Origin of the sequence: Aquabacter sp. L1I39 (genome assembly GCF_017742835.1) — a bacterium.
Classification (GTDB): domain Bacteria; phylum Pseudomonadota; class Alphaproteobacteria; order Rhizobiales; family Xanthobacteraceae; genus L1I39.
The window spans coordinates 279,550-303,993 of record NZ_CP072392.1 but is presented as its reverse complement, the minus strand read 5'-3'; the positions used below and the strand labels follow the sequence as shown (position 1 = coordinate 303,993).

Below are 24,444 nucleotides of genomic sequence, written 5' to 3'. Positions count from 1 at the left end.
GCTCATTGCTACGGTTTCATGACAAGTCGAACAGGGTCCGCCCCGCGCAATTGTCCGCGGCGGCCGTGAATCTCTTGCGTCACGGGAACTTACCCTTCCACTTGCACCACTGCATTTCGATCTTCTTTCCGTTTCAGGCACACTAGGTGTTGACGCCGTGGTCCCGCCTCAGCATGGTGCCCGCGGCCACGTTGGTGTTGGCCTTTGGAGGAGTATCGAAAATTATGAGCGATTGGCCGGTTCACGCGACCATCGACGGCCCCATCGTTATGATCGGCTTCGGCTCGATCGGGCGCGGAACCCTGCCGCTGATCGAGCGGCACTTTGAATTCGATCGTTCCCGCTTCGTTGTGATCGACCCGGTGGACGACGACCGCAAGCTGCTGGACGCGCGCGGCATTCGCTACATCAAGGCGGAAGTGACCGCCGAAAACTATCGCGACCTCCTCACCCCCTTGCTGACGGCGGGCGGCGGGCGCGGCTTCTGCGTCAATCTCTCGGTGGACGTGTCCTCCGTGGCGGTGATGGAGCTGTGCCGCGAGCTCGGCTGCCTCTATGTGGACACCGTCATCGAGCCCTGGAAGGGCTTCTATTTCGACGAGACGCTGGGCCCGGCCGCGCGCACCAATTATGCGCTGCGCGAGGGGCTGCTCGACGCCCGCCGCCGTTCGCCCGGCGGCCCGACCGCCGTGTCCACCTGCGGCGCCAATCCGGGCATGGTGTCCTGGTTCGTCAAGCAGGCGCTGCTCAACATCGCCAAGGATACCGGTCTCGACCGGCCCGAGCCCAAGACCCGCGAGGAATGGGCGCTGTTCGCTCAGGCGCTGGGCGTGAAGGGCATCCACATCGCCGAGCGCGACACCCAGCGCGCCCGCGATCCCAAGCCCCGCGACGTGTTCGTGAACACCTGGTCGGTGGAAGGCTTCGTCTCCGAGGGCCTGCAGCCGGCGGAACTGGGCTGGGGCACGCACGAGAAGGAACTGCCGCCGGAAGGCCGCACCCATGAAGAAGGCTGCGGCGCGGCCATCTATCTGATGCGTCCCGGCGCGGACACCCGCGTGCGCTCCTGGACCCCGACCCCCGGCCCGCAATATGCCTTCCTCGTCACCCACAACGAGGCCATCTCCATCGCCGACTATCTGACGGTGCGGGAGAACGGCAAGGCGGTCTACCGGCCCACCTGCCACTATGCCTACCACCCGTCCAACGACGCCGTGCTCTCGCTGCACGAAATGTTCGGCTCGGGCGGTCGCATGCAGAGCGACTGGAAGATCCTGGACGAGCACGAGATCGTCGATGGCTGCGACGAGTTGGGCGTGCTCATCTATGGCCACGCCAAGAACGCCTATTGGTTCGGCTCGCAGCTTTCCATCGAGGAAGCCCGCCAGCTCGCCCCCTACCAGAACGCCACCGGCCTCCAGGTGACCTCCGCCGTGCTGGCTGGCATGGTGTGGGCGCTGGAGAATCCGGACGCCGGCATCGTGGAAGCCGACGAGATGGACTTCCGCCGCTGCCTGGAAGTGCAGACCCCCTATCTCGGCCCGGTGATCGGCACCTATACGGACTGGACGCCCCTGACCGAGCGGGTGAAGCTCTTCCCCGAGGATCTGGACCTGGACGATCCCTGGCAGTTCAAGAACATCCTGGTGCGCTGAACCGCATCTTCAAGACCCGTGCGGCCCTTTCGGGCCGCGCCTTCAGCGCCCGCCTCCCCGGCGGGCGCTTTTGTTTTGGGACAGGACAGGGAGCCGGCGACGGCCCCCTCCCCCTCACAAAATGGTGCCGTGGAGGAACAGCCAGGCCACCGAGAAATAGATGACGATGCCGGTCACATCCACCAATGTGGCCACGAACGGGGCAGAGGCGGTGGCGGGGTCGAAGCCCAGGCGCTTCAGCGCGAACGGCAGCATGGAGCCCGACAGCGAGCCGAAGGTGACGATGCCGATGAGGGCAACGCCGATGGTGACCGACAGCAGCACCCAGTGCTCGCCATAGTCGAAGATGCCGGCTTCCTGCCAGATGGCGATGCGGGCGATGCCGATGACGCCGAGGATGGAGCCCAGCACCACGCCCGTGGGCAGTTCGCGGAACGCCACCCGCCACCAGTCGCGCAAGCGCAATTGTTGGAGCGCCAGGGCGCGGATGATGAGGGAGGTGGCCTGCGACCCCGAATTGCCGCCCGAGCTCATGACGAGCGGAATGAACAGCGCCAGCACGATGGCCTTTTCCAATTCGTCGGAGAAGACCTGCATGGCCGAGGTGGTGAGCATCTCCGACAGGAACAGCACGCACAGCCAGCCGGCGCGCTTCTGGATCATCTCCTTGAAGCTGATCTGCAGATAGGGTTCATGGATATGCTCCATGCCGCCCATGCGCTGCACGTCCTCCGTCTGCACGTCGATCATGGCGTCGATCATGTCGTCGAAGGTGCAGATGCCGATGATGTGGCCGGTGGTGTCCACCACGGGGACGGCCAGAAGGTCGTATTTGGCGATGAGGCGCGCCACGTCCGCCCGGTCGGCCAGCGCATTGGCGGTGATGGGGGCGTAGGCGGGCGCCACCGACAGCAGAGGCGCGGCGGGATCGGCGGTGATGAGCGCCCGCAGCTTCACCACATTGACCAGCTTCTTGGTCACCGGGTCCAGCAGGTAGATGGCGTAGATGGTCTCGCGGGAGGATTCCACCTCGCGCAGATGGGTCAGCGTCTGCTGCACCGTCCAGTCGCTGGGCACGCTGACGAACTCGGTCGTCATGATGGAGCCGGCGGAATTGTGCGGGTAGGTGAGCAGCCGGTCGATGCCGGCGCGGGTCTCGGGGGAGAGGCGGTCCTTCAGTTCGGAGCGCTTGGGCTCGGCGATCCAGCGCAGCAGGTCGGCCACCCGGTCGGAGGACATGTGCTCCATGAGGTGGGCGGCCTTGTCGCCGGGCAGTTCCTCCATCACCTCGCAGGCCCAGGCGAAATCGGGCTGGTCCATCAGTTCCACCGCCCAGGCCTCGGGCAGCGTGCCCATGAACTGCACCGCCTCTTCCAGCGACTTGCGGTTCAAAAGCTCCACCACATCGGCCACATGGTGCGCGGCCAGTGCGCTCGGCGCGGCCGAGATCGCCGCCGTATCGATCGGATCCTGCTTCATCCCTGATCCCCAGTCCGGCCCGCACGCGCAGGCCCCCATCAAGCCCTTAGCCGGAATGGGAGAAAGCCGTGTGACGCTCGGGCGGCAGGTCAGCCTTCGGACGGATAGAGGGGAGCCAGCCGCGCGCCGCGCGGGGCGCGGGCGGGGCGGCGGGCGGCGCGCTCGGCCTTGACCGCCCTGGCAAGGGCCCGGCCGCGCCAGCGCGCGGGCATCGCGCCGTGGAGCGAAAGGCCCAGATCCCGCGCTGCATCCTCCAGCGCCGGGGCGCGGGGCGCGCCGGCGGCGCGCAGGAAAGCGAGATAGGCGGCCTGGGCGGCGCGCGCGTCATTGCGCTTGGCGGCAGCGGCAAGGGCGTCGAGAGCGGCGGCGATGGCCGCCTCGCCCCCGCCCCGGCGGGTGCGGAAGGGCACGCGGCGCGCGGGCGCCGGGCGCAAGGTGCGGCGGCGCGCGCGGGCGGCGCGATGGCGCCAGATCACCGCAAGGAACAGGCCAAGCGTCAGCAGCCCCGCCGCCACCGCCGCGACCAGGCGGGCATGGGTCTCGATATAAGCCAGCGCCGGCACCACGATGGCGGCCACAAGATCCGTCCCCGCCGGCGCGGGGGCGCCCTCGGGCGGGGCCTCCGGCGCGTCCTCCACCACCGCCACGGCCTGATCGCCAGTCGAGGTCGGCTCCGGCGCGGTGCCGGCAATGGTAAAGGTCTCGGCCGGCAGCACCGCCTTTTCGGCGCGGCTGGCGGCGGTGTTCCACCAATCCACTTCCACCGCCGGCAAGGTGAAGGTGCCGGAACGGGTGGGGACCACCGAGACCACCTGCGTCAGCTGGGCAGCGGCCTCGCCCTTCACCTGCACCGTTTCGGGCCGGCTTTCATCCTCATATTGGCGCAGGCCCTCCACCGCCAGGGGAGTGAGCGGGGGCAGCTGGTTGGGCGTGGCGCCCACGGCGACAAGGCGGATGGTGCGGGTGAGCGTGTCGCCCACCTGCGCCTTGGCCGGGGGGCTTGCCCACTGGCCCGTCAGCGTCACCGCCTTGGCGGGCAGGAACCAGCCGGTGGCGGCGCTGGGGCGGGGCTTGACCTCCACGTCCACCGGATCGGTGTGCAGATTGATCTCGCGGCCCGGAGCGCCGGCATCGAGCCAAGCCTGGGGGCTCGGCGGACGGCCCAGCAGCCGCGCCATCTCTGCATCGAGGCTGGCGCCCGAAGAGCCGGGCACGACGGCCTTCAGCGTGATGGGGAGGATATGGATGGTGCCGCTCTTCTGCGGCGTCATCACATAATCCTGCTGGTAGACCCGGTAGCGCTTCTTGCCGATGGTGCGCAGATAAGTCTGCTGCTCGCCCCGTGTGGCGATGCTGGCGCCCTCCGCCTCCGGCCGGGTCAGCGCGCCGGAGCGCATGCCGAGCGCATCATAGATGCGGACCGTGAGGGGGATCTCGCCCTGCACATAGGCATCCCCCTTGCCGACCTCCAACTGCACGAACAGGGGGCGGTCCTCGTTCACGTCCACGGCGGGCGCGCGGGAGACATCCAGCCGCACCGGCTGGGTGGAGAGGCCCGCGACGCTCAAGGCAGGAACGGTGAGGGTGCCGGTGCGCTTGGGAGCGAGCAGCATCACCCATTCGTTCACCTGGGTGCGCTTGCCGTCCACCGTTGTGGTGCGGCTGCCGCGCCGACGGTCCAGGATCTCGAAATCCTTGGCGAGGGCGGAGAGGTCCGGCGGCGTCGAGCTGTCGCCGCCGGCGAGCGAGAGCACGAGCGTCACCGTCTCGCCCATGGCGAGGGAGGTGCGGTCGAGGGTGGCGGTGAGCGTCGCGGCGAAGGCCGGCAGCGCTGCCGCCAGAAGGCCGGCGAGCAGCACCAGACCCAGCATCGCGCGGCGCAGGCCTGAGCGACGCGGCCCGGTGGAGGCGAAGGAGGCGCATGTCATGGCGCCTTCTCCTCATAAGCGGGCACGGGCGTGCCGGAATAATAGGAGCGGATGCGAGCGCGCAGCAGGCCCACCGGATCATCCGGCACGCTGCGCAGCGCCTGCTCCCTGTTCTGGTCCTGCTCCGTCATGGGACGCGGGACCAGCACCATCTTGGGGTCCTTCGGCGGCTCCTTGGGCGGCTCGCCCGGCTGCGCCTGCACCGGCTGGGCCGGCTGAGGCTGCACTTGGGCGGGCTGGGACGGCTGGCCCTGGCCCGGCTTCGGCTGCGGCTGCGCAGGCTGGGGCTGCGCCGGCTGCTGTTGGGGCTGCGCCGGCTGCTGTTGGGGCTGCGCCGGCTTGGGCTGGCCTTGCGGCGATGGCTGCGGCGCAGGCTGGGGCTGCGGGCCGCCCTGGGGCGGCTCGGGCTTCTGGCTGGGCGGCGGTGGCGGCGCGAAGGGGTCGGGCTGGTCCTGACCGGGCTTGTCCGGCGGCGGGGCCTTGTCCTCGCCGGGCTTCTTCGGGTCGGGCTTGTCACCGGGCTTTGTGGGGTCGGGCTTGGAGGGGTCGGGCTTGTCCTGACCCTTATCCTGCCCCTTGTCCTTCTCCGGGCCCTGGCCCTGCTCCGGCTTCTTCTGGTCCTTCTGGTCCTTCTGGTCCTTGCCCTGGTCCTTGTTGGGACCCTTGTTCTGGCCCTTGTCCGGGCCGGGCTGCTCGGGCTGGGGCTGGTCACCGGGGTCCTTCTGGGGCTCGGGACCCTTGTCCTGGCCTTTGTCCTGCCCCTGGTCGGGCTTCTTCTGGTCCTTGCCGTCGGAAGGCTTCTGGTTGGCCTGCGACTGGCCGCCGCCACCCTGCTTCTTCTGGTCCTGCTGGTTCTGCTGGTTCTGCTGGTTCTGTTGATTTTGCTTGTTCTGCTCGTCCTGCTGCTGCTTGCGCAGCTCCAGCACCTTCTTGACGATGTCGAGATTGTGCTGGGCGTCCGCATCCTGTGGGTCGCGGGCGAGGGCTGCCTCGTAGGCGGAGACCGCCTCTTCCAGCTTGCCGGCCTTGGCCAGCGCATTGCCGCGATTATAGTCCGCCCCCGGCATGGCGCCGAAGGTAGAGGCGGCGGCATCGTAATTGCCGCCCTCATAGAGCGCGCTGCCCTTCCAGCCGGGATCAGCGAAAGTGCGGGCGGCGGTGTCGTAATCCTTGCGGGAGAAGGCGCTGGCGCCCTGCTGGTCCGGCGTCTGCCAGAGGTTGCGCCAGGTGGTGTCCGCCCGCTGCAAAGCGGCGGCATCCGGCGCCTCCAGCGCCTGGGCGCGGGCTTCCCCGGACAAAGCGCCCAAAAGGAAGGCGAGCGGCAGCGCCGCGAGCCAGCCACGCCGGAACGCCAGCGCCGCAAGGGGCGCCGCCAGAAGCAGAAGCCAGGGGCCCATGTCCACCCATTGGTCGGCCTTCAGCCCGCTTTCCTGAAGCGGCGTGCGCGCCTCCGCCACGGGAGAGCGTGCCGCAAGGGAACGGGCCAGCACCGCATCGAGATCACGCCCATCGGGCGAAACAGCGGCAAAGCGGCCCCGGCCGTCGCCGGCAAGCGCCTTGAGCGCCTCCTGCGTCGCGCCGTCGGCGCCGGGCGCGCGCACGTCGAGCACGCTCACCGTATAGCCAGCCGCCGCGGCGGCGGTGACGGCGGCCCGCGTCAGAGGCGGGTTCTGCCCCGGCCCATCCGCCACCAGCACGATGCGGCCCGTGGAGGCGCCGGTATTCTTCAAGAGCTTCACCGCCTCGGCGATGCCGAGGTCCGGCCGGTCCCCGGGCACGGGCATGAGATCGGTGGCCAGCTCCGGCAGCATCTGCCCGACCACGCGGGCATCCTCGGTCAAAGGCGCGGCCACGAAGGGCGCCTCCGCATAGATGACGAGGCCCACCTGTCCGCCCTTCATGCGGCCGAGCATGTCCTCCACCTTGTGGCGGGCGGCCACCAGACGCGAGGGCTTGCGGTCAGTGCCGTCCATGGAGCGGGAGAGCGAGAGCACCACCACCACCGGATCCAGCCGGTCGAGGGTGGGGGTGGGCACCTTCTGCCAGGCGGGTCCCGCCAGCGCCACCACGGCCAGCGCCCAGGCCAGCAGCAGCGCCGGCACCGGCCAGCGCCGCATGCCCGCCCGCTCGCGCACGGCCAGATGCCGCAGGAGATGGGCATCCACCAACCCCGCCCAGTCGTCACGCCCCTGGCCGAGCCGGCGCCACACCAGGAGGGCCAGCAGCAATGCGGGAATGAGCGCATAGAGCCAGTCAGGCCGCAGGAAATGGAAGCCGGCCGGGATCATCCGCGCGCCTCCCCTGCGGCCGCAGGGGCCGCCGCCACCGGCACCGCGCGCCGCCGCCGGGCCGGCAGGACGCCGAGCAGCGCCCCGACGAAGGACAGGCCGAGCGCCACCGCCAGCGGCCAATGAAACAGCGACACGGTGGGGCTGAGATAGAGCGGATCACCCGCCACCGGCTCCATGCGATCGATGTCCGCATAGATGGCGGCAAGGCCCGCCGTGTCGCGGGCGCGGAAATAGCGCCCGCCGGTCATGTCGGCGATCTTCTGGAGCGCATCCTCGTCCAGGTCCATGGACGGGTTGACCACCCGCGAGCCCAGGTTGAGGCGGTCGGCGCCCACCCCGATGGTGTAGATCTTCACATGCTCCTGCCGCGCCGCCTCGGCGGCGAGAATGGGGTCGAGCACGCCGGAATTGTTGGCTCCGTCCGTGAGCAGGATCATGACGCGCTGGTCATCGGGCCGGCTGCGCAAGGTCTTCACGGCGAGCGCGATGGCATCCCCGATGGCGGTTTCCTGGCCGGTCAGGCCGATGCGGGACTGGTCCAGCAACTGGCGCACCACCTCCCGGTCGAAGGTGAGCGGCGTCTGCACATAGGCGCGGGACGAGAACAGGATCAGCCCCACCCGGTCGCCCTTGCGGCGGGCGATGAAGTCGTCGGCCACCGCTTTCACCACGGTGAGGCGGTCCGTGGGGCGTCCATCCTTGGTCAGGTCCTGCCGCGCCATGGAGCCGGAGAGGTCCACCGCCAGCATCAGGTCGCGCCCGTCCACCGGCAGCGGCACGGGCGTCCCCACGATCACCGGCCGGGCGGCGGCCGCCACCAGCAGCCCATAAATGAGGCTCATGAGCACGAGGCGCACGAGCTTCTTGCGCCGCGCCCCCTCCCCCACCAGGCCCGCCGCGCGCATCTGGGCAAAGAAGGGCACCCGCAGCGCGCCGGAGCGCGACACCTTGGCCGCCGGCACAAGGAAGCGCACCAGCACCGGCACCAGGAGAAGGAGAAAGGCGAAGGGCCATTGGAAGGTCATTTGGCGTTGACCTTGATCCAATGGCACAAGGCCGCCACTAGGGCCGCGCGGGGCACGCCGTCGCCGCCCGGCGCGTGCGGCGGCACATAGGGGGCGAGCGCCACGAAGCGCGCCACCTCCACCCCCATGCCGCCCTTGCCGGTGGCGAGCACCTCTTCCCAGGCCGGGCCGGTGAAGGTCACCGCCGCCTCGTCCCGCCCGCGCGAGACCACGACGCGGCGCAACAGGATTGCGCTCGCCGCCGCCACGGACCTGGCATCGGGATGGGCTTTCAGATCGGCCGCGATGGCCTTGACCTGCTGGCGCACCTTGTAGGACAGGGTCTGCCGGCGCCGCCATTCCAGATAGAGCGCGATCAGCAGCACCACGACCAGGGCGCCGGCCAGCATCCACCAGCCCGGCGCCAGCGGCCAGAAGGGCACCTCGCCCGGCAGATGCAGGCCGCGCAGCTGGGCGAGCAGTTCCTGCCCCGGCGGATCCAGCGGCGAAGGCGGCAGGGAATAAGGCTGCTGCGGGTTCATCGCGCCCCCTTCCGTCCCGGCTGGAGCCGCGCGGGCGAGAGCAGGTCGGCGGGGTCATCGCCTGTGCGCAGCACCTTGAAGGCCAGACCCCGCTTGCGGGAGAAGGCCTCGATGCGGGCGCGCCGCTCGGCGAACAGGCGCACATAGGCGGCGGGCGCGGCCCGCCCCTCCAGATCCAGGATGGCCACGCTCTTGCCGTCGCTCAGGCGATAGGCGCCGGGGGGCGGGGCGGCCTCTTCCAGCGCATCCTGCACGAACAGGTTCGCCACCTCGCAATGGGTGGCAAGCCGCCCCATCTCCTGCTCCGCAAGGGCATCGAAATCGGAGAAATCGCTGGCGACAAATACCAAGGTGCCCGGCCGGCTGGCATGGCGGGCGCGAGCCAGCGCATCGGCCAAGGGGGGGCCGTTGCGCGCATGGGTGGGGGAGAGCGCATGGCGGGTGCCTTCCGCCATGGCCTTCATGAGACCCAGAACCTCGCTGCGGCTGCTGCGCGGCGCGAAGGCGGAGAGGCCATCGGGTGTGAGCACCAGCCCGCCCACCCGGTCGCCGCCCTCCAGCGCCACCCAGGACACGAAGGCGCAGGCCCGCGCCGCCAGCACCGACTTGAAGCACACCCGCGTGCCGAACAGCATGGAGGGCCGCAGGTCCAGCACCACCAGCACCGGGCGCTCCCGTTCCTCCTGGAACAGCTTGGTGTGCGCCTTGCCGGTGCGCGCCGTGACCCGCCAATCAATGGTGCGCACGTCGTCGCCCGGCTGGTAGGTGCGCACCTCGTCGAATTCCATGCCTCGGCCGCGGAAGGACGATTTGTGACCGCCGAAGCGCAGGGTGCGCACCTTGTCCGCGCCCCCATAGCCATGGGCGCGCCCCTTCGGCCGCGCCGCGATCAGCTCGTTGAGGTCGGCAACGATGCCGGTCAGATCGTCCCTGTCGGCGGCCATCAGCGTGGGTCGCTCAGCTCACCGGCACGCGCGCCAGAAGGGCGTCGATGAAATCATCGGAGGAGAAGCCATCCGCCTGGGCCTCGAAGGTCAGGAGCACGCGGTGGCGCAGCACGGGCTTGGCGATGGCCTGCACATCCTGCGGCAGCACATGGTCGCGGCCCCGCAGCCAGGCATGGGCGCGGGCGCACCGGTCGAGCGCGATGGTGCCGCGCGGGCTGGCGCCGAAGGAGACCGCCCCCTTGAGATCCGCCCCGTAAAGCTCGGGCGCGCGGGTGGCGGCCACGATCTGCAACAGATACGTCTCCACCGCCTCCGACATGTGCACCGCCTGGACCGCGCGGCGGGCGGCGAACACCACCGCCTGGGGCACCCGCTCGCCGAACGCCAGCTCCTCGCCCCGCGCCTCGCCCCGCACGATGCGCAGGATCTGCCGCTCGGCCGCCACGTCGGGATAGCCGATGCGCACATGCAGCAGGAAGCGATCGAGCTGCGCCTCCGGCAAGGGATAGGTGCCTTCCTGCTCGATGGGATTTTGCGTCGCCATGACCAGGAACAGCTTGGGCAGGGCATAGGTGGTGCCGCCCACCGTCACCTGCCGCTCCGCCATCGCCTCCAGGAGCGCCGCCTGCACCTTGGCCGGGGCACGGTTGATCTCATCCGCCAGGATGAAGTTGTGGAAGACGGGGCCGGCCTGGAAGCGGAAGGTGCCGTCCTCGGGCCGGTAGATGTCGGTGCCGGTGAGGTCGGAGGGCAGGAGGTCCGGGGTGAACTGGATCCGCTGGTCGTCGCACTGGATCGCCCGGGCCAGCGCCTTGATCGCCTTGGTCTTGGCAAGGCCCGGCGCGCCCTCCACCAGGAGGTGCCCGTCCGCCAGCACCGCCACCAGCAAGAGATCCACGAAGGCCGGCTGGCCCACGATGGCTGCGTTCATAAAGGCCGCCAGCCGGTCGAAGGTGCGCTTGGGCAGGTCGCTCGCCGCCAGCGCGGCCATGGCCTGCGCCTCCCGGGCCGCTGCTTGGGCGTGGGCAGCTTGGGCGTGGGCATGAGACGGAGCATGACCCTGCGCTTGGGCCGCCTGGGCGGCCTGGAGCTGGGCGGCGTCTGGACTCTGATTCATCTCGGCTCGGTTTCCGGGGGCGTTCGACCGGCGACCTCTATAGCGCACCACCCGGTCTGGTCGCACGTCCGCAAAAATGACTTTTAGGTAATGGCATATTTCTCGCGACACATGGGCCCAATTCCGGTCGAAGCCCGCGACCTTGCGCGGCAGGCGCGCGGGGAAGCGTGGACATAGCTGTCGTGGCGCTTTCGGCATGGTGGATACGCCATCCCGCAAGCGTGAAGCGACTTGTCTGTGCCGCGTCTCTCCGCTAGAAGCGCTCCACCACAACGGTGCCCCGCGCACCGCGCCCCGGCTGGAGAGGTGGCAGAGTGGTTGAATGCACCGCACTCGAAATGCGGCATACGGGCGACCGTATCGGGGGTTCAAATCCCTCCCTCTCCGCCAATTACATGTTCCAGGCTTTCCCACACCCTTTCAAAAGCGTTGAATTTCCTGGATTCTGTTTCGCAGAGCGTCTCCGAAAGCGCCGCGAAATTCCCCTCAATCTAGGTTTGCTGTTAGGGTTAGGGCTAGGAGCAATGACGCCCTAGCTATGCGCCCCCTAGCAGCCTCATGAAACTCAATCGCCTCAACGCCCGAACCGTCGCCACCATCACAAAGCCAGGACGCCACGCTGATGGCGGAAACCTTTATCTGGTGGTGTCTCCGACCGGCTCAAAGTCCTGGAGCCTCTTCTTCCGTTGGAAAGCCGACCCCTCCGCGCCTGGGGCAGGGAAGATGCGGGAGTTGGGGTTAGGGCCGTTGGGGACGGTCTCCTTGGCCCTAGCTAGGCAACTCGCGGCCGAGGCGCGTGAGAAGGCGGCGATGGGGATAGACCCCATCGCCGAGCGCCGGAAGGCGGCAGCGACCAGGAACGCAATCACTTTCGGGCAGGTGGCGGAAGAGCATATCCGCGCAATGGAGCCGGGGTGGCGGAATAGCAAGCACGCGGCTCAGTGGCGGTACACGCTCAGCCTGGAGCGCGATGAAGACGGAAGCTTCAAGGCCGGCGGCTATTGCTCGGCCATCCGCGACAAGGCGGTGGACCAAGTCAGCACTGAGGACGTGCTCGCGATCCTGACGCCCATCTGGGCGGGAAAAAATGAGACAGCTTCCCGCGTCAGGGGCCGCATTGAGGCCGTGCTGGATGCGGCGAAGGCGAAGGGGCTCAGGACCGGCGAAAACCCGGCGCGCTGGAAGGGACACCTCGCCCTGACGCTGCCGAAACGCCAAAAGCTGCAGCGCGGGAATCACGCGGCCCTGCCATATTCGGACCTGCCCGCGTTCGTTCGGAGGCTCCGCCTTGTGCGCGGCATGAGTAGCTTTGCGCTTGAGTTCGCCATTCTCACGGCTGCACGATCAGGGGAAGTTAGGGGCGCGAGATGGAGTGAAATCGATCTGGACGCGCGCCTCTGGACCATCCCGGCAGAACGCATGAAAGCGGGCCGCATCCACAGGGTCCCGCTCACCAATAGGGCGGTGGAGATTCTCCAAACCGTGGGCCAATTAGGAAACGATCCGGAAAGGTTCGTCTTCCCGGGAATGCGAAAGGGCAGTCAATTGAGTGACGTTGCTCTCATTGCCCTCTTAAGGCGCTTGGAGGTCGACGCAACCGCGCACGGCTTCCGCTCCACGTTCCGGGACTGGGCAGGCGACACTACTGCCTTTCCGCGCGAGGTCGCGGAGGCAGCTCTGGCTCACGCAGTCGGCGATGCGACTGAACTCGCTTACCGGCGCGGAGACGCCTTGGAAAAGCGACGGGAGTTGATGGATGCCTGGGATGCGTTTGTCTGTTCGAGCCCGGCAAATCCGTCGGCGGCGAGGTGAGGCACAGGAAGTCACTTTGACATTCCGGGCCTCGCTGAAACGGTAGCTAAGACGTTAGTGCGCGACGCTTTTTCGGCCGTTTAGCCGTCTTTCTCTATGTCAAACGGGGCGCTCCATCCCCAGCGGCCACGCTCCTAGCGCCTTGTTTGCGCACACCGCGTCAACAACACTCTCCACATACATTTGTGGAGGACATCATGTCTGCGACGTTTACTACTCGCCTTCTTTCGCTTGATGAGGCCAGCGACAAGCTGAACGTGTCTCGCTCTACCGTGTACCGCCTTCTGGGCTCGGGTCATCTTCACGCGGTGAAGATTGGCAAGTCTACGCGCATCCTTGAGTCTGCCGTGGAGCAGCTCATCGCTGAGGCGCCGCGCGCCAAGATCGCTCCGAACCTTCGCTGAGCACAACAAAAAAGCCGCCCCCTGGAACAAGAGGGGCGGCTTTTTCTATTTCAGGGAACATGAGCGAGTAAACATTAGATGAATACCGATCGCATCACAAGGGTCTTTCGCGAAGGAAGGCAGGCCGGCGTCATTCTTGACTGCGAAGACTGCTTTATGGCTTTCCGCAATTGCGGCGGAATGCTCGTCGATATTCCTGTGCGTTTCACGAATTATCACGCCGCGTTCGCCGCGATCATGACGCGAGTGCAGTGATGAGTGCCGCCCTCGCTATCGAGGCCGTCGTTGACCGTCCTCCCGCTCCAGTTTCCCCGTCCCGTTCGGGAATGCGGGTCAATCGGCTCTATGCGAGCCGCCGCCCTAAGAGCAGCACGCGGACGCAGATGTTCGCCCTTCGTAGGCTGGCAGACATCCGCGCCCTCGCTTCGCTTCGTTCTGAGGTGGGCGAGCTTCCTGTCAGCCGGGCTGGTGTCGCCGAGGTGCTGGCAGATGCGCTGTCAAAATTGGACGGTGTCGGCGGGCTGCACTGCGACGTGCCCGGGTTGATTGAAGTGCTGCCTCGCTCGTGGGTGGATGACATCGGCTTGGATGTCCTCCACGCCGCTGTGCTTCCCGCCCGGACGCATCGCCTCCTCGACGATTGCAGGGCCGGCCGCCTCCTGGGACTCACGGTCGAAGAGGTGCGAGAGATTGCAGCGCGGGGCCGGGTGGTCACTCTCCACCCCGTCGACGAAAGCCCCGAGGCGCGCGCGGAGCGGCGCGCCTCTCGCCGTCGTGAGATGGCCCGCGCAAGGAACGCTCGGTATCGTGAAAGGCTTGCGCTGCAACGGTTTGGTGAGAAAGTTGCAACCGAACGTGACGCTCTTATTTATATTAAGAACGTAGCGTCACGGCAGGTTGCAACTTTCCAACCGCCGCAGAGTGCTCAGGTCCGCGCCGCCATCCAGGCGGGCGCGTCCGACCTCCTTGATATTGCGACCGCGACCGGCCTGTCCCTTAAGACAATTAAGCCGCTTCTGTCGCGCCTCACCAAGGCCGGGCAGATCACGCGTATCGGCCGTGGCCATTACGCCCCGGCCTCCCATTCTTGCCTTGCTGAATCTCCGCCCCTCGCGCCCGACATGCGCGAGCCCGGTTCCCATGCCCCCCAGCCTGAGGACGAAGCCGATGACATTTGCTCCCTGCCCTCCCGATCCGACGTTTCGCGCGGGAGGAATCCGCGAGCGCGCGTTTATGTCCGTGATGGGGAAGCGGTCGGACCAGGAAGTCGGGATGTGGACGGCGCGCTTCTTGAAGAGCGGCAGGGCGGTGGCCCCTCCGTTGTGCATCACCATCCTGCTCGGGCGCGGCGCTCGGAAGACGGGCCGTTCCCTGGAAACGTCGTCTCTCTCTTCCCGCAAGAGTCGGCTGACTCTCGTGCGCTCGCGGGTAGGGCAATGATCCAGCAATCCAACATCAATCTCGCCGATGCCCACCCCGACGCGAATGAGATGGGGGCGGCCCCCATGGCCGCCCCCTCACCCAACCCCATCAGGAAAGCACAGGCGCCCATTCACACAGCAAGGCCACTCACTATGCCCAAAGACAAAACCCCTCCCACGCCCGCTCCTAGGCCATCTGCGGCCACGTTGACCGTGCGTCGGGGCTTGAGTGGGTCGAGGACTGTCCCGAACTGGACCATCTGCCCGCACCGCTACCATCCCCCGGTCTCCACCTCGGCACCCCGGCCCCAACGGCTCGGGTCCTCCTAAGAGGCTGCGGACCGCGCGGCGGCGGCAGTCCCCCCTTTTCGCGATTCTGCAAGCCGTCAATTTGCAGTTTGTTTGCGTAAAATTAGATCAAACACACATCATTTTGAGGTGAATAAACATGTCGATCTTTGAGAAGTTCTCCACCCTCATGCGCTCCAACAAAGCGACCGAGTCTCAGTTGATCGCCGGGGAACGCGAGATTGAAGCCGCCATTCAGGGTGCTCGCACCAAGCTCTTCACGCTCGAAGAAGAGATGCCCGCGGCCTTGATGCGTGGCGATGAGGAGCGCATCAATCATCGGAATCTCATTATGCGCACGCGCAATGAGATCGAGGACATGGAGACCGCACTCGCGCTTCTTCGCAAGCGTGCGGCCGAAAAGGCAGAGAAGGAAGCCGAAGCCGCGCGGCAGGCGGCCTATGCTGAGGCCGCCCGCGTCAGTGAGGCCGCTCAGAAGAAGCTCCGTGAGCGTTATCCCAAGCTCGCCGCCAAGTTGGTGGACCTGATCGCCACCATTGCAGAGGCGGACGCGCTGGCCGACCGCGTGAATGCCTACCTGCCCTCGGGCGCCTTGCCTCTTCCGCCCGTTGAGGCCGCCGTCCGCGACCGCCCCTACGAGCCGCGTCGCATCCTCAGCGAAAAGCTTCTGGACCTGTGGTGCCTGCGCGATCATGACCGCCCGCATCCCGACCAGTCGAACATCGAGGACCTTGGTGGCGGGAAAGGCCGGCGCGAAATCGAACGCGCCGATAAGAAGGCGCCGCCTCACTACGACGAATTTGAAAAGAAGACGTTTCGCGAAGTCACCTATATTCGCGAGAAGATCGGCGTGAGCGGTGAGCGTCTCTGCCGCATCGAACTGCCCGGGCTCTCTGCTGACGATGCCCCCTACTGGCGCAGCGTGACGTTTTCGGACGCCGGTTACGTTCTGAACCGCCTCACCGAGCTTCAGGCAGAGCGCGACACGCACGAGGTTGCGGCCGAGCCCGATCATACCCTGACCGAGTTGGTGCCGGTGCAGGCCCCCATCTCCAACGCTGCGTGACATAGGCGCCGGGGAGACGGGGGCCACTCCCCGGCCGATAATTCCCGCCAGGTCGACCAACACCCTTTGGCATTTGACCTCTCGAATTGACACATTGGGGAACTAAAGGGCGCGGCGCGCTCAATTATGCGGGGTTAAAAATGTACAGATCTGCGCGCTATCTCTTTCTGATTGCGGGATCGGCTTATTGCCTACACGCGTTGCGGGCGATGAGGTTTATCGCGTTATCGACCGTTCGGGTTGAAACGCCCTTCCACGTCGCCTAACGCCCTGCTTCTGAGCGCTTTCCATAACGCGCTTGCTTTCACTCGCAAAGTTCTGGGCGCATTGGTGTGTAAACATCTCCTCCTCGGCCATCCCGAGCGAGTAGCGTTCACGTTCCGCCGCCTCTTCTGCCTGGAGGTATCGAATGAAGTGCTCAACTCGTTCCAGGCGCGTCCTAATGCGGCCCATGCGGTCGGCCCTTTCGAACTGAGCATACTCCTTGTTCGCAGCTTGCACGAGCAGATTAGCGACACTCTCGTCGAATACTCCGGTATCGACGCACACCAAATCCAAGTAGGAAAATATGTAGGCAAGCTCTCTGTATATATAGAGTCCATATCCTGTAATCTTTAAACTATCTACCTCATCCGCATAATGGTCGATTCGATTATTTGATTCGACAAATCCGTGCTTAAGCAACATGTCAAGATTGCTCGTAAAATCTTCGAGCATATTGAAGGTCTCGGAAAAATAAGCTTTCAGAACAGCGATTGGTACGTAAGAAGCGACGCCGTTGTCGAAACTCTTTGCTAGCTTTCTTAATATCCTCAATGATGTAAAGTGGGACCCATGACGCGCGTTTCGCAACTGGTAGATGTTTGGAATGTCGCTGAGCAGTTCGTCATAAAAGTATCTGGTGGGGATCATCACCGGCTTAATCACCTGATGGATTAGGAAGTTCCACTGACCGGCGCTCAGCATCTCCTCGACATTCGTGTAACCCGACAGCAAAAAGCTCCTAAATAGGTCGAGCGACAATCGAGTGTCGCCGTGCGCACACGCTGTAAGGAAATTGTTCAGCGGCGACCGGTCGTTATTGAACTCACGAGAGACAATGCGGAGATACTGGGCGCATTCGTCCATTAACTTGATGTCCTCGACGTCGTCGATATCTTGCCGAACAGTAGGGGAGGTTAGTATGTCGGCAGTGTACTCAAGCCGCTTCTTGAACACTTCCGCGGGCTTGGGCGAGCTGATATGGAAGCCGGCGTTCTGGAAAGCGTCCAACAGACCGTGAATTTTAGAGTTGTAGAACCGCTCCTCCCGCATCGAGATGAGCGTTACGCATTCCAGTTCGTCGGCAATCTCTTGCGCCGATGAAAAGCAAAAATCCTGTATATCGCCAGAATATTGATCTGTGTTATCCACAACAACGATGATGCCAGTGTCCTGGGACTTCCAATACTCGACTAGGCGCTTGGCGCAGTAGGGGAGGTCGACTTTCCAATGTTCGACTAGCGCATTGAGCTTGGAGTTGTAGTGTTCTGACGCCTTCGATAGGCCCGCGAGCTGCTGACGGTTTGCGACCTCGAAGCGATCGTGGAACAGCTTCTCAAGCAGTACAGCGCGCTCGGCGCTCAGAAAGTTCTCAACATCTAGGCTCCTGACCAGCGTGCTCCAGATCGTCTGCCGGATGACGCCCAGGTCTTCCGGGGTGTTGAGCAGGTCGATTATAGCTATGACCGCATGATCCTTAAGCCACCGCGGCGGGTTGTGATGCAGCAGCCGTTTAACAAAGGTCGACTTGCCGGCTCCCTTGCCGCCGAAGAGTACAAGGACCTCTCCCTTCCGCCCCTTCTTGATATTCTTGGTTAGCCGCCCGCCGAGGCGGCCTCCCTTTCCCGTGTCGTCCAATTGTCGGACGCCGTAATCGGCGAAATAGGGAGTGAGCGAGTCTTCTATAAGCGTTCGCATCCCATCAAAGCTGTGATGGTAATCCCGGTGCGAGACATAGCACTTGTTCATGAAGTCGACGTCATTATCTCCAATAACTCCGAAGTAATGATTGACGATAGGCCGAAGAGTTTTGGCTAACTTGTTTGCAGTAATGGCATGAGAATAAGATGGAATGCGATCTTTCGCGTAAAAAATATTTCTATCTTTTTGATCGCCGCTGGTGAGTAAGGTGGGGAGTGAAAGTTTGCTTGTAATCGCGTTGTATGAAAAGGCGTTATACGCTTTCGTGTACTCGATCGAGAAGAACGAAATCTCGCGCGCCACGAAGGCGTTTAGGGTTTCCCAGCGCTTTCCGCGCTCAAATATTTTAAAAAATATCCATTCACGGCCGTTAGTGATGCAGGCGAACTCGCAACCGATGTCTTGGCAGTATCGCCTAACCTGCTTCGCTGCCGCAGAGATGTTCTTATCAGACAAGAGTTTCGAAAGTGGAATATACGCCGACAATTCACCGGGCTTGAATGAGTCCGGCACTTCGAAATACACCCCTTCCTTCTTCGCCTCCACCACGATAATCGGGTCGTCGTCCCCCTTGCGCAAGACATAGTCCGCATATCCTGGGGCGATGTGTTCCTCGAGGCTTACGCGGTTTTTTGGCCAAGCCAGAGTTTCGTGTAGCACGAAGTCGATCAGCTTGTGTCGCGTATCTGCCTCATTGAGGTCGCGCCCCTGATATTCGACGATGAGTGCATTTAGGCGCTGCACAATCTGTTCGCTCACCCGCGTTCGCTCCCGCCGCTTGGTCAGAGGCGGCCCACGCCTCTGCTTAAGCAAGTGAAGCTGTCCGGCTGGCCTATGGCAAGCCCCCCCCGCGCGTCGCTCACTTCCCTTTTTCGGTACCTATTTGGCGAAATGCCGCTTCCCCCAAGATTGAGGACAGTTGTGGAGCGGAACGGGTAGGATGCCAGCATCCCAAAAAGGAGGACTGGCTAGAACCGCGCTCCACCGCCAGATTACGCAACGGGATAGGTCGGGGTGCCATGACCACGTGAAGCGTTCTGTCAAACGGCTCGCAAACCGGTGCGAGACTGAACTTCCACCGTCGGTGGGACACAATGCCGCCTTGGACAACGGGGCCGGGCGCACTGGGTCGGCAGGCGTCCTCAGCCACCACACACCTCGAAAGACGTGAGAGGGGGGCGTTATGCTTGAGAGCCCCCGCCCCAGGACTGGGAAGCGGTCCCTTCTCGGCTCCCGCCACCCGAGCAGCTAAGACCTGCCCGACCAGCGTATTGCAGCGGGTGGGGTTGCGGAACTTGCAGGCAAGCGGCATCGCATGTGATGCGTGAAATTCGATCTATGTTATCGCATGGGGACAACCGTCTGCCCAGTTTTGGGCAGACGGTCATGAGGCAGAGGAGAGGGGCGAGCTGCCCGGAAAGCAGCACAAGCATGTCGTGGGGGAGATTCTCAATATGTTTGCAGAGCTAGGAAAAGCCGCGGCCCAGTTTTCAGCCACAGCTAAGATTAGCGTGCGAAATGCGTCCGCTCGCATAGAGGATTTCAACCGCCTCTCTTTTGAGGCCGTTCCCCAGATGGCGGCGAGGCACGCGGGCTCGCAAACCGTAGCTCCGTGAATGTTCCCCCATTGGGGACTTACTCAATTCAGTTTTAGATTGAGGTGTCGAGATATTGCAGGGCGCACGCTGCTGTGCGTGCGCCTGACCATTGCGCGCCTGCCCCGCAGGTGTCATTAGAAGCCGTGCAATGCAGGAAGTTCACGTTATCAAAGACTTAGCTTAGGCCATGCATGTCTTCGACAAGAGCTCTGCCCTGATCGCACCGGCTCGCTGGGGGGTGCTCAGTTTTGAGCATACCCGTCGAACCGCGCCGAATGGTCAGCGCTGCCGCTTTCTGATCGCCTTTATGTGACGACGCTTTGTCCGTCCGCCATCGGCGGATGAACCCGGCACCAACAGCACTGATCGCCGATGCCCACTAACTTCCAGTTCGAACCGAACGCCATACTGCATCGGAGGAAGATCCAGGCTCCCTCAGTCTCAGGAAATCCCCACGGCTACCAAGCCCGAGGCGCGATATTCGCGCTATGTTGTTGGAATTGCACGGAGAGGAACGTCTCTCCAATTTTGGAGGGACGATCCCCAGACCCAATCCCAAGGGCGGAACGCCCATCCCGTCGAAGGGCTCTCGGCCATCCGTCTCCTTATTTTGAGGAGACGGTCATGAAGCCGAGGGGATCTCAAAACTGACCGAGAAGCGGTCATGACCATGTGATGCGGGACATCCGCAACATTTTGGAAGAGAGTGGGAATATCGCTGGCCCCGATTTTGGGGGCAGCTATCGGGACAGCTCGGTTAGGGGGTGTGCTCAGTTTTGAGCATACCCCATCATCGCCCCGAATGCCCTCGCCAACACGCGGAAGATGTTGCCAGAGGTAGGAAAGGCAGCGGCTGACTTTTCAGCCGCTGCTCAAATTGCAGGGCCGAATGGTTCGACGCGCGCCATTGAACTCTTCCACCTCCCCAAATTTGGGGGCGCCTCTGTAGTGCCGAGTGGTTTTCGTCCGCCCACAGTCTGTGGACGAACCCCGCACCGATAGCGTTGGACACCATCGCCAGACGTGCGCCTATTTTCGCAGAAGCCCTGCAATGCAGGAATTTCGCAATATCAAAGACTTAGTGCACGCCCACCATTGGTGGATATACGCGAGGCCGAGCGCTCCTTCCCGATCGTGGTCGCGCCACTTTCTCCCCAGGTCAAGACTTGCCTACCTGCGGCGCCGGATCGAAGACCTGACCGCGCCCAAGGAAGCGCCCAAGTCGCGCAAGGCTGAGGAGCCGAAGCACGAGGACGCGGCGGCTGCGAATCCGGTTCCGTCGATCATGCCCGGAAAGCCCGGCGAGCCCCTCACGATGTCCTCGGTGGAGATCGCGAAACTGACCGTGAAGCGTCATGACAATGTGATGCGCGACATCCGCTCTATGTTGTTGGAATTGCACGGAAAGGGGGGTGTCCTCAGTTTTGAGGACACCCACCTAAACCCCCAAAACGGCCAGTCTTATCCGATCTTTCGCCTCCCCAAGCGCGAGTGCCTGATCTTGGTCTCTGGCTATAGCGTCACGCTTCGCGCCCGCATCATCGATCGGTGGCAGCAACTGGAAGCGCACGTTGCTGCGCAGGCCGCTAACCCCCACGCCATTCCGGCGTTCAATGAGGCCGAGATCCTGCGCAGGATCGGCGGCGTCGTGAAGGCCGTCACGGGGCGGCAGATCGCGGACCTTCGCGAGGGGATGGAAGCCGCGCTGGAGACGATCGGCCGGCTGGCCCAGGAGCTTCGTGCGGCGAAGTCGGCTGCGGCCCCCACGTTCGATCTTGCCGGGACCGTGACGTCCCGCGACGTGTTGGACATGGCGGGCATCCGGCCGGAAACGCGGGTGCGCGGGACGGGGCTGATCATCACCCGTCACCTCAAGACCTACTGCCTGGAGCGCGGGCTGGCGGCTTTCCGCACCCCGACCGAGATCGACGTCTACCGGCGGTGGCGCTTCCCCCGCGAGGCGGCGGCCGATTGGGTTACGCGCGAACAGGGCGGCGAGATCATCCGCAACCACATCGCAACTTCGCTGAAGCGGAAGGGCGCCAAGGGGCAGGGGCTCTTGCACCTTGTCCCGACCGAGAAGCACTGACGAAACGGGGCGGCAGACGTGACTTGCGCCGCCGTGCTACAGTCGCTTTTAGAATGGCCTCGCACCGCCCCGCCTGACCACCCGTGCGATAGGCAAAAGCCCTGACGCGGAGCATTTCGCTAGGGTCAGTGCTAGGGTTGTTGTGATTCGGTATAAATTTTTCCGTTCTGATACAAGGCGTTAGGCGAAAAGTTCTGAGGACTCCCTCTCCGCCACTACAAACTTTCCGCTGCGCGGCTATGGCGGCATCCTGCCGCTGTTCTCTTACCCCATGCGATCTCGAAGGTCGTCCGCGAGGTGTTGGGGTGGCATAGCGCAGCCACGAACGCCTCGGCCACATCGGCACGGCAATCGTATCCTTGTGAACATCGAGACCGATGAATTTATTCTACGTCCTCATTTTCCTCCCGAGGGGGTGAACAGGCGTCATCCCATACGTTCGGTCACGCTATAGACCCGACCGTCGATTGCCACGGTGAGAGAGGTCAAGCAGCTTTGCGCCATTCGCCAAGCAGTCCGACGCTTCGGTCAGGACGCGCTCGACTAGCGCCGATGCTGGCTCGATCGTGCGCACAAGATCAACCGCCTCGCCGACGATGACTGCCGCCACCTCGACATTGCCCCGATCCTGTGCGTCGGAATAGCTCTTCCGGTGGGGACCAGGCGTTCGGCGTACGTCGTCAAGATCGCGGGACCAGCGGTCATAGAAGGCATTGCGCAGCGTGCGGATCGCCCAAGGGGTGGGCCAGTCATACCCGCGCACGACATCGAACACACTTCCCTTGACCGTATGATCGCCCGAAGCCTCGACCACTCGCTTCTTGGCGTTCTGGTGCGCCAGCGATTCCGCGGCGGCGTAAAATACGGTGCCGCAGAGGACGCCTGCAGCCCCCAGCATCAACGCCGCCGCCAAGCCACGACCATCGGCAATGCCGCCGGCGGCAATGACAGGGACAGGCGCAACCGCATCCACGACGGCTGGAACGAGCGCCATTGTCGCGCGCTCGCCGCTATGCCCGCCAGCTTCCGTTCCCTGCGCGACTATGATCGTTGCGCCCTCACCGACAGCGATGCGCGCGTCCTCGACCGTTTGGACTTGAGCGATGAGCGGGATGCCGGCCCTGGCGATCGACGGCGCGAATGGACGCAGGTCGCCAAAAGAAAGGAGAACCGCGCGCGGACCGCGCTCCAACGCTAACGAAAGAAGCTCAGGCTGGCGGGCAAGCGCCCAGGTGATGAACCCGATTCCAATCCTCTCCCCGCCAGCAATCTCGAACTCGCGTTCGATCCAGCCGCGATCGCCATAGCCGCCGCCGATAAGGCCGAGGCCGCCCGCCCCGGATACCGCCACCGCCAGAGCGCCGCCCGCAATGCCAGCCATCGGCGCCAGGATGATCGGAACCGTCAAGTCGAGGGACTGTATGAGAGGCGTCTGCAAAGTCATCGGAACCTCACGACGACTTGCCGAGCGTTTTCCGGTATTCCGCGACGGGAAGGCCACCGACTCCCCAATCCTCCATCTCGACCTCGTCGGTCACGACGAAGGTAGTGGCCGGGTTCTTGCGCAGCACTTTCACCAGAAAGTCGGTCACGCCCCTGATGAGTTCGGCCTTCTGTTCCGGCGTCGCGCCTTCGCGCGTGATCTTGATGTTCACATACGGCATGTCGGTCGATCCCTATTGCTGGCGTTCGATGATCTGAAAGACCTTGGCGATGATCCGCCACCGGCCATCCGTGCGCACCAGGGTGAGGAAATCGACGAAGTCGCGCTGGCCTATCGAGCAGCGCACGCGGGCGAGCGCGGTATTTTCGCCCGCCAGATCGATGGCGTCTATATGATCGCGCCGTATCTCGTTGCGCGAGGCCGGCGACTGGCGCGCAGCGATGACCGGCACATAGTCTTCCATGGTGCGATAGAGCAGCGGCGTCTCGTCAGCGGTGGCGTAGATCGCTTTGGGGTGAAAGACGTTTTGAAGCTTGTCGACGTCGCAGAAATAGAGCGCGTCGAAATAGTCCTGAAGGACCTCGCAGATGTCGTTCAAGGCCGGGGTCATGCCACAGCCTCGTTAGCAACAAGCCCTTCCTGACGCATGGCATTGCGGACAGAGGGCCGGGCCGCGATACGCGCCACATAGGCCGCCACATGCGGCCAGCGGGCGAGATCAAACCCGATGAAGCCCGACCAGTTCAAGACGACGAACAGATAGGCGTCCGCCACGGTGAACCCCTCGCCAAGGATAAAGTCCCTGCCATCGGCAAGGCCGCGCTCCACATCTGCCACGCGCCGGGCCAAACGCAATTCGACCGGTCGTTTTTCCGCCTCTTCGAGCGGGCGCCCCCGGAAATAGGGGCCGAACGCCTTATGCAGCTCGGACGAGGTGAAGTTGAGCCATTCCTGCAAGCGTGCCCGCTCCAGGGTGCCGTAGGCAGGCGCGAGACCTGCTTGGGGATGGGTATCGGCGAGGAACTGGAGGATGGCCGGGTTCTCGGTAAGAATGGCGCCGCCGTCCAGTTCGAGAGCCGGCACATAGCCTTTGGGATTGACGGCGCGATAGTCGGCGCCGGTTTCGGTCAGGCCGGTTTCAGTGTCGACCTTGCTGGTATCGTAAGCTAGGCCGATCTCGGTGAGCGCGATCCGCGACGACAGCGAACAAGCACCGGGTTTGAAGTAGAGCCGCATGGAAGCCTCCTTGGTTGCGGGGATGGCCGGACGTTATTCAGCCAAGTTACCCTTGCCAACCAAGTTTCTATTGGTTACTCGATATTCGAGTTTCCGCGCAGTAACCGGGTCGGGAGCATGAGCCTCAAAGTCCGCAGAAA

The 24,444-nt window shown here is 64.3% G+C and carries 18 protein-coding genes and 1 tRNA gene; 7 read left to right on the top strand and 12 right to left on the bottom strand.

The genetic code is table 11. The annotated features are described in order from the left end of the window. Positions 1-224: 224 nt before the first annotated feature. Positions 225-1,655, top strand: coding sequence for a homospermidine synthase (locus J5J86_RS01385; RefSeq protein WP_209103120.1), 1,431 nt, complete (start codon positions 225-227; stop codon positions 1,653-1,655). 114 nt (positions 1,656-1,769) lie between these two features. Here the strand turns inward: J5J86_RS01385 and mgtE are convergent, their stop codons facing one another. From mgtE to J5J86_RS01350, 7 genes are all read right to left on the bottom strand, one after another. Beyond that, complete coding sequence (gene mgtE, locus J5J86_RS01380) at positions 1,770-3,134, bottom strand: magnesium transporter (protein ID WP_209103119.1); 1,365 nt, start codon at positions 3,132-3,134, stop codon at positions 1,770-1,772. 89 nt (positions 3,135-3,223) lie between these two features. Beyond that, on the bottom strand, positions 3,224-5,062 hold the full coding sequence (locus J5J86_RS01375) for a BatD family protein (RefSeq protein ID WP_209103118.1): 1,839 nt from the start codon (positions 5,060-5,062) through the stop codon (positions 3,224-3,226). Further along, positions 5,059-7,350 (bottom strand): VWA domain-containing protein, encoded by a 2,292-nt coding sequence (locus tag J5J86_RS01370; protein ID WP_209103117.1) that lies wholly within the window; start codon positions 7,348-7,350, stop codon positions 5,059-5,061. The genes J5J86_RS01375 and J5J86_RS01370 overlap by 4 nt, the downstream gene beginning before the upstream one ends. Further along, positions 7,347-8,378: a vWA domain-containing protein gene (locus J5J86_RS01365; protein ID WP_209103116.1), complete on the bottom strand. Its 1,032-nt coding sequence runs from the start codon at positions 8,376-8,378 to the stop codon at positions 7,347-7,349. Before J5J86_RS01365 ends, J5J86_RS01370 begins: the two co-directional genes overlap by 4 nt. Beyond that, a complete protein-coding gene (locus tag J5J86_RS01360; RefSeq protein ID WP_209103115.1) occupies positions 8,375-8,899 on the bottom strand; it encodes a DUF4381 domain-containing protein in 525 nt (174 codons plus the stop codon). The genes J5J86_RS01365 and J5J86_RS01360 overlap by 4 nt, the downstream gene beginning before the upstream one ends. Beyond that, complete coding sequence (locus tag J5J86_RS01355; RefSeq protein WP_209103114.1) at positions 8,896-9,843, bottom strand: DUF58 domain-containing protein; 948 nt, start codon at positions 9,841-9,843, stop codon at positions 8,896-8,898. Before J5J86_RS01355 ends, J5J86_RS01360 begins: the two co-directional genes overlap by 4 nt. A gap of 13 nt (positions 9,844-9,856) precedes the next feature. Beyond that, positions 9,857-10,777: an AAA family ATPase gene (locus J5J86_RS01350; protein ID WP_209105176.1), complete on the bottom strand. Its 921-nt coding sequence runs from the start codon at positions 10,775-10,777 to the stop codon at positions 9,857-9,859. A gap of 486 nt (positions 10,778-11,263) precedes the next feature. Between J5J86_RS01350 and J5J86_RS01345 the strand changes: the two genes are divergently transcribed. The 5 genes from J5J86_RS01345 to J5J86_RS01325 all read left to right on the top strand — a co-directional run bounded on the left by J5J86_RS01345 (position 11,264) and on the right by J5J86_RS01325 (position 15,975). Further along, a tRNA-Ser gene (locus J5J86_RS01345) sits at positions 11,264-11,353 on the top strand. Between the two features lie 168 nt (positions 11,354-11,521). Further along, positions 11,522-12,775, top strand: coding sequence for a tyrosine-type recombinase/integrase (locus J5J86_RS01340; protein WP_209103113.1), 1,254 nt, complete (start codon positions 11,522-11,524; stop codon positions 12,773-12,775). 197 nt (positions 12,776-12,972) lie between these two features. After that, entirely contained in the window at positions 12,973-13,179 is a 207-nt protein-coding gene (locus J5J86_RS01335; RefSeq protein ID WP_209103112.1) for a helix-turn-helix domain-containing protein, read from the top strand. 78 nt (positions 13,180-13,257) lie between these two features. Further along, positions 13,258-13,434, top strand: a complete 177-nt coding sequence (locus tag J5J86_RS01330) for a hypothetical protein (RefSeq protein WP_209103111.1) — start codon at positions 13,258-13,260, stop codon at positions 13,432-13,434. A 1,614-nt stretch (positions 13,435-15,048) separates the two neighbouring features. Next, positions 15,049-15,975 (top strand): hypothetical protein, encoded by a 927-nt coding sequence (locus J5J86_RS01325; protein WP_209103110.1) that lies wholly within the window; start codon positions 15,049-15,051, stop codon positions 15,973-15,975. Between the two features lie 216 nt (positions 15,976-16,191). On the opposite strand, the gene J5J86_RS01320 is transcribed toward J5J86_RS01325, so the two are convergent. Next, entirely contained in the window at positions 16,192-18,696 is a 2,505-nt protein-coding gene (locus J5J86_RS01320) for a hypothetical protein (RefSeq protein ID WP_209103109.1), read from the bottom strand. A gap of 2,124 nt (positions 18,697-20,820) precedes the next feature. Between J5J86_RS01320 and J5J86_RS01315 the strand changes: the two genes are divergently transcribed. After that, a complete protein-coding gene (locus J5J86_RS01315; protein WP_247658364.1) occupies positions 20,821-21,624 on the top strand; it encodes a Rha family transcriptional regulator in 804 nt (267 codons plus the stop codon). A gap of 448 nt (positions 21,625-22,072) precedes the next feature. Here J5J86_RS01315 and J5J86_RS01310 read toward each other — a convergent pair whose 3' ends face one another. Genes J5J86_RS01310 through gstA form a run of 4 tightly spaced genes read right to left on the bottom strand, consistent with a single transcriptional unit; the run spans position 22,073 to position 24,304 of the window. Then, positions 22,073-23,068 (bottom strand): NAD(P)H-dependent flavin oxidoreductase, encoded by a 996-nt coding sequence (locus J5J86_RS01310; RefSeq protein WP_209103108.1) that lies wholly within the window; start codon positions 23,066-23,068, stop codon positions 22,073-22,075. Between the two features lie 7 nt (positions 23,069-23,075). Then, positions 23,076-23,288, bottom strand: coding sequence for a tautomerase family protein (locus J5J86_RS01305; RefSeq protein WP_209103107.1), 213 nt, complete (start codon positions 23,286-23,288; stop codon positions 23,076-23,078). 12 nt (positions 23,289-23,300) lie between these two features. Then, positions 23,301-23,678 (bottom strand): nuclear transport factor 2 family protein, encoded by a 378-nt coding sequence (locus tag J5J86_RS01300; protein WP_209103106.1) that lies wholly within the window; start codon positions 23,676-23,678, stop codon positions 23,301-23,303. Continuing rightward, positions 23,675-24,304, bottom strand: a complete 630-nt coding sequence (gene gstA, locus J5J86_RS01295) for a glutathione transferase GstA (RefSeq protein ID WP_209103105.1) — start codon at positions 24,302-24,304, stop codon at positions 23,675-23,677. The genes J5J86_RS01300 and gstA overlap by 4 nt, the downstream gene beginning before the upstream one ends. Positions 24,305-24,444 lie beyond the last annotated feature (140 nt).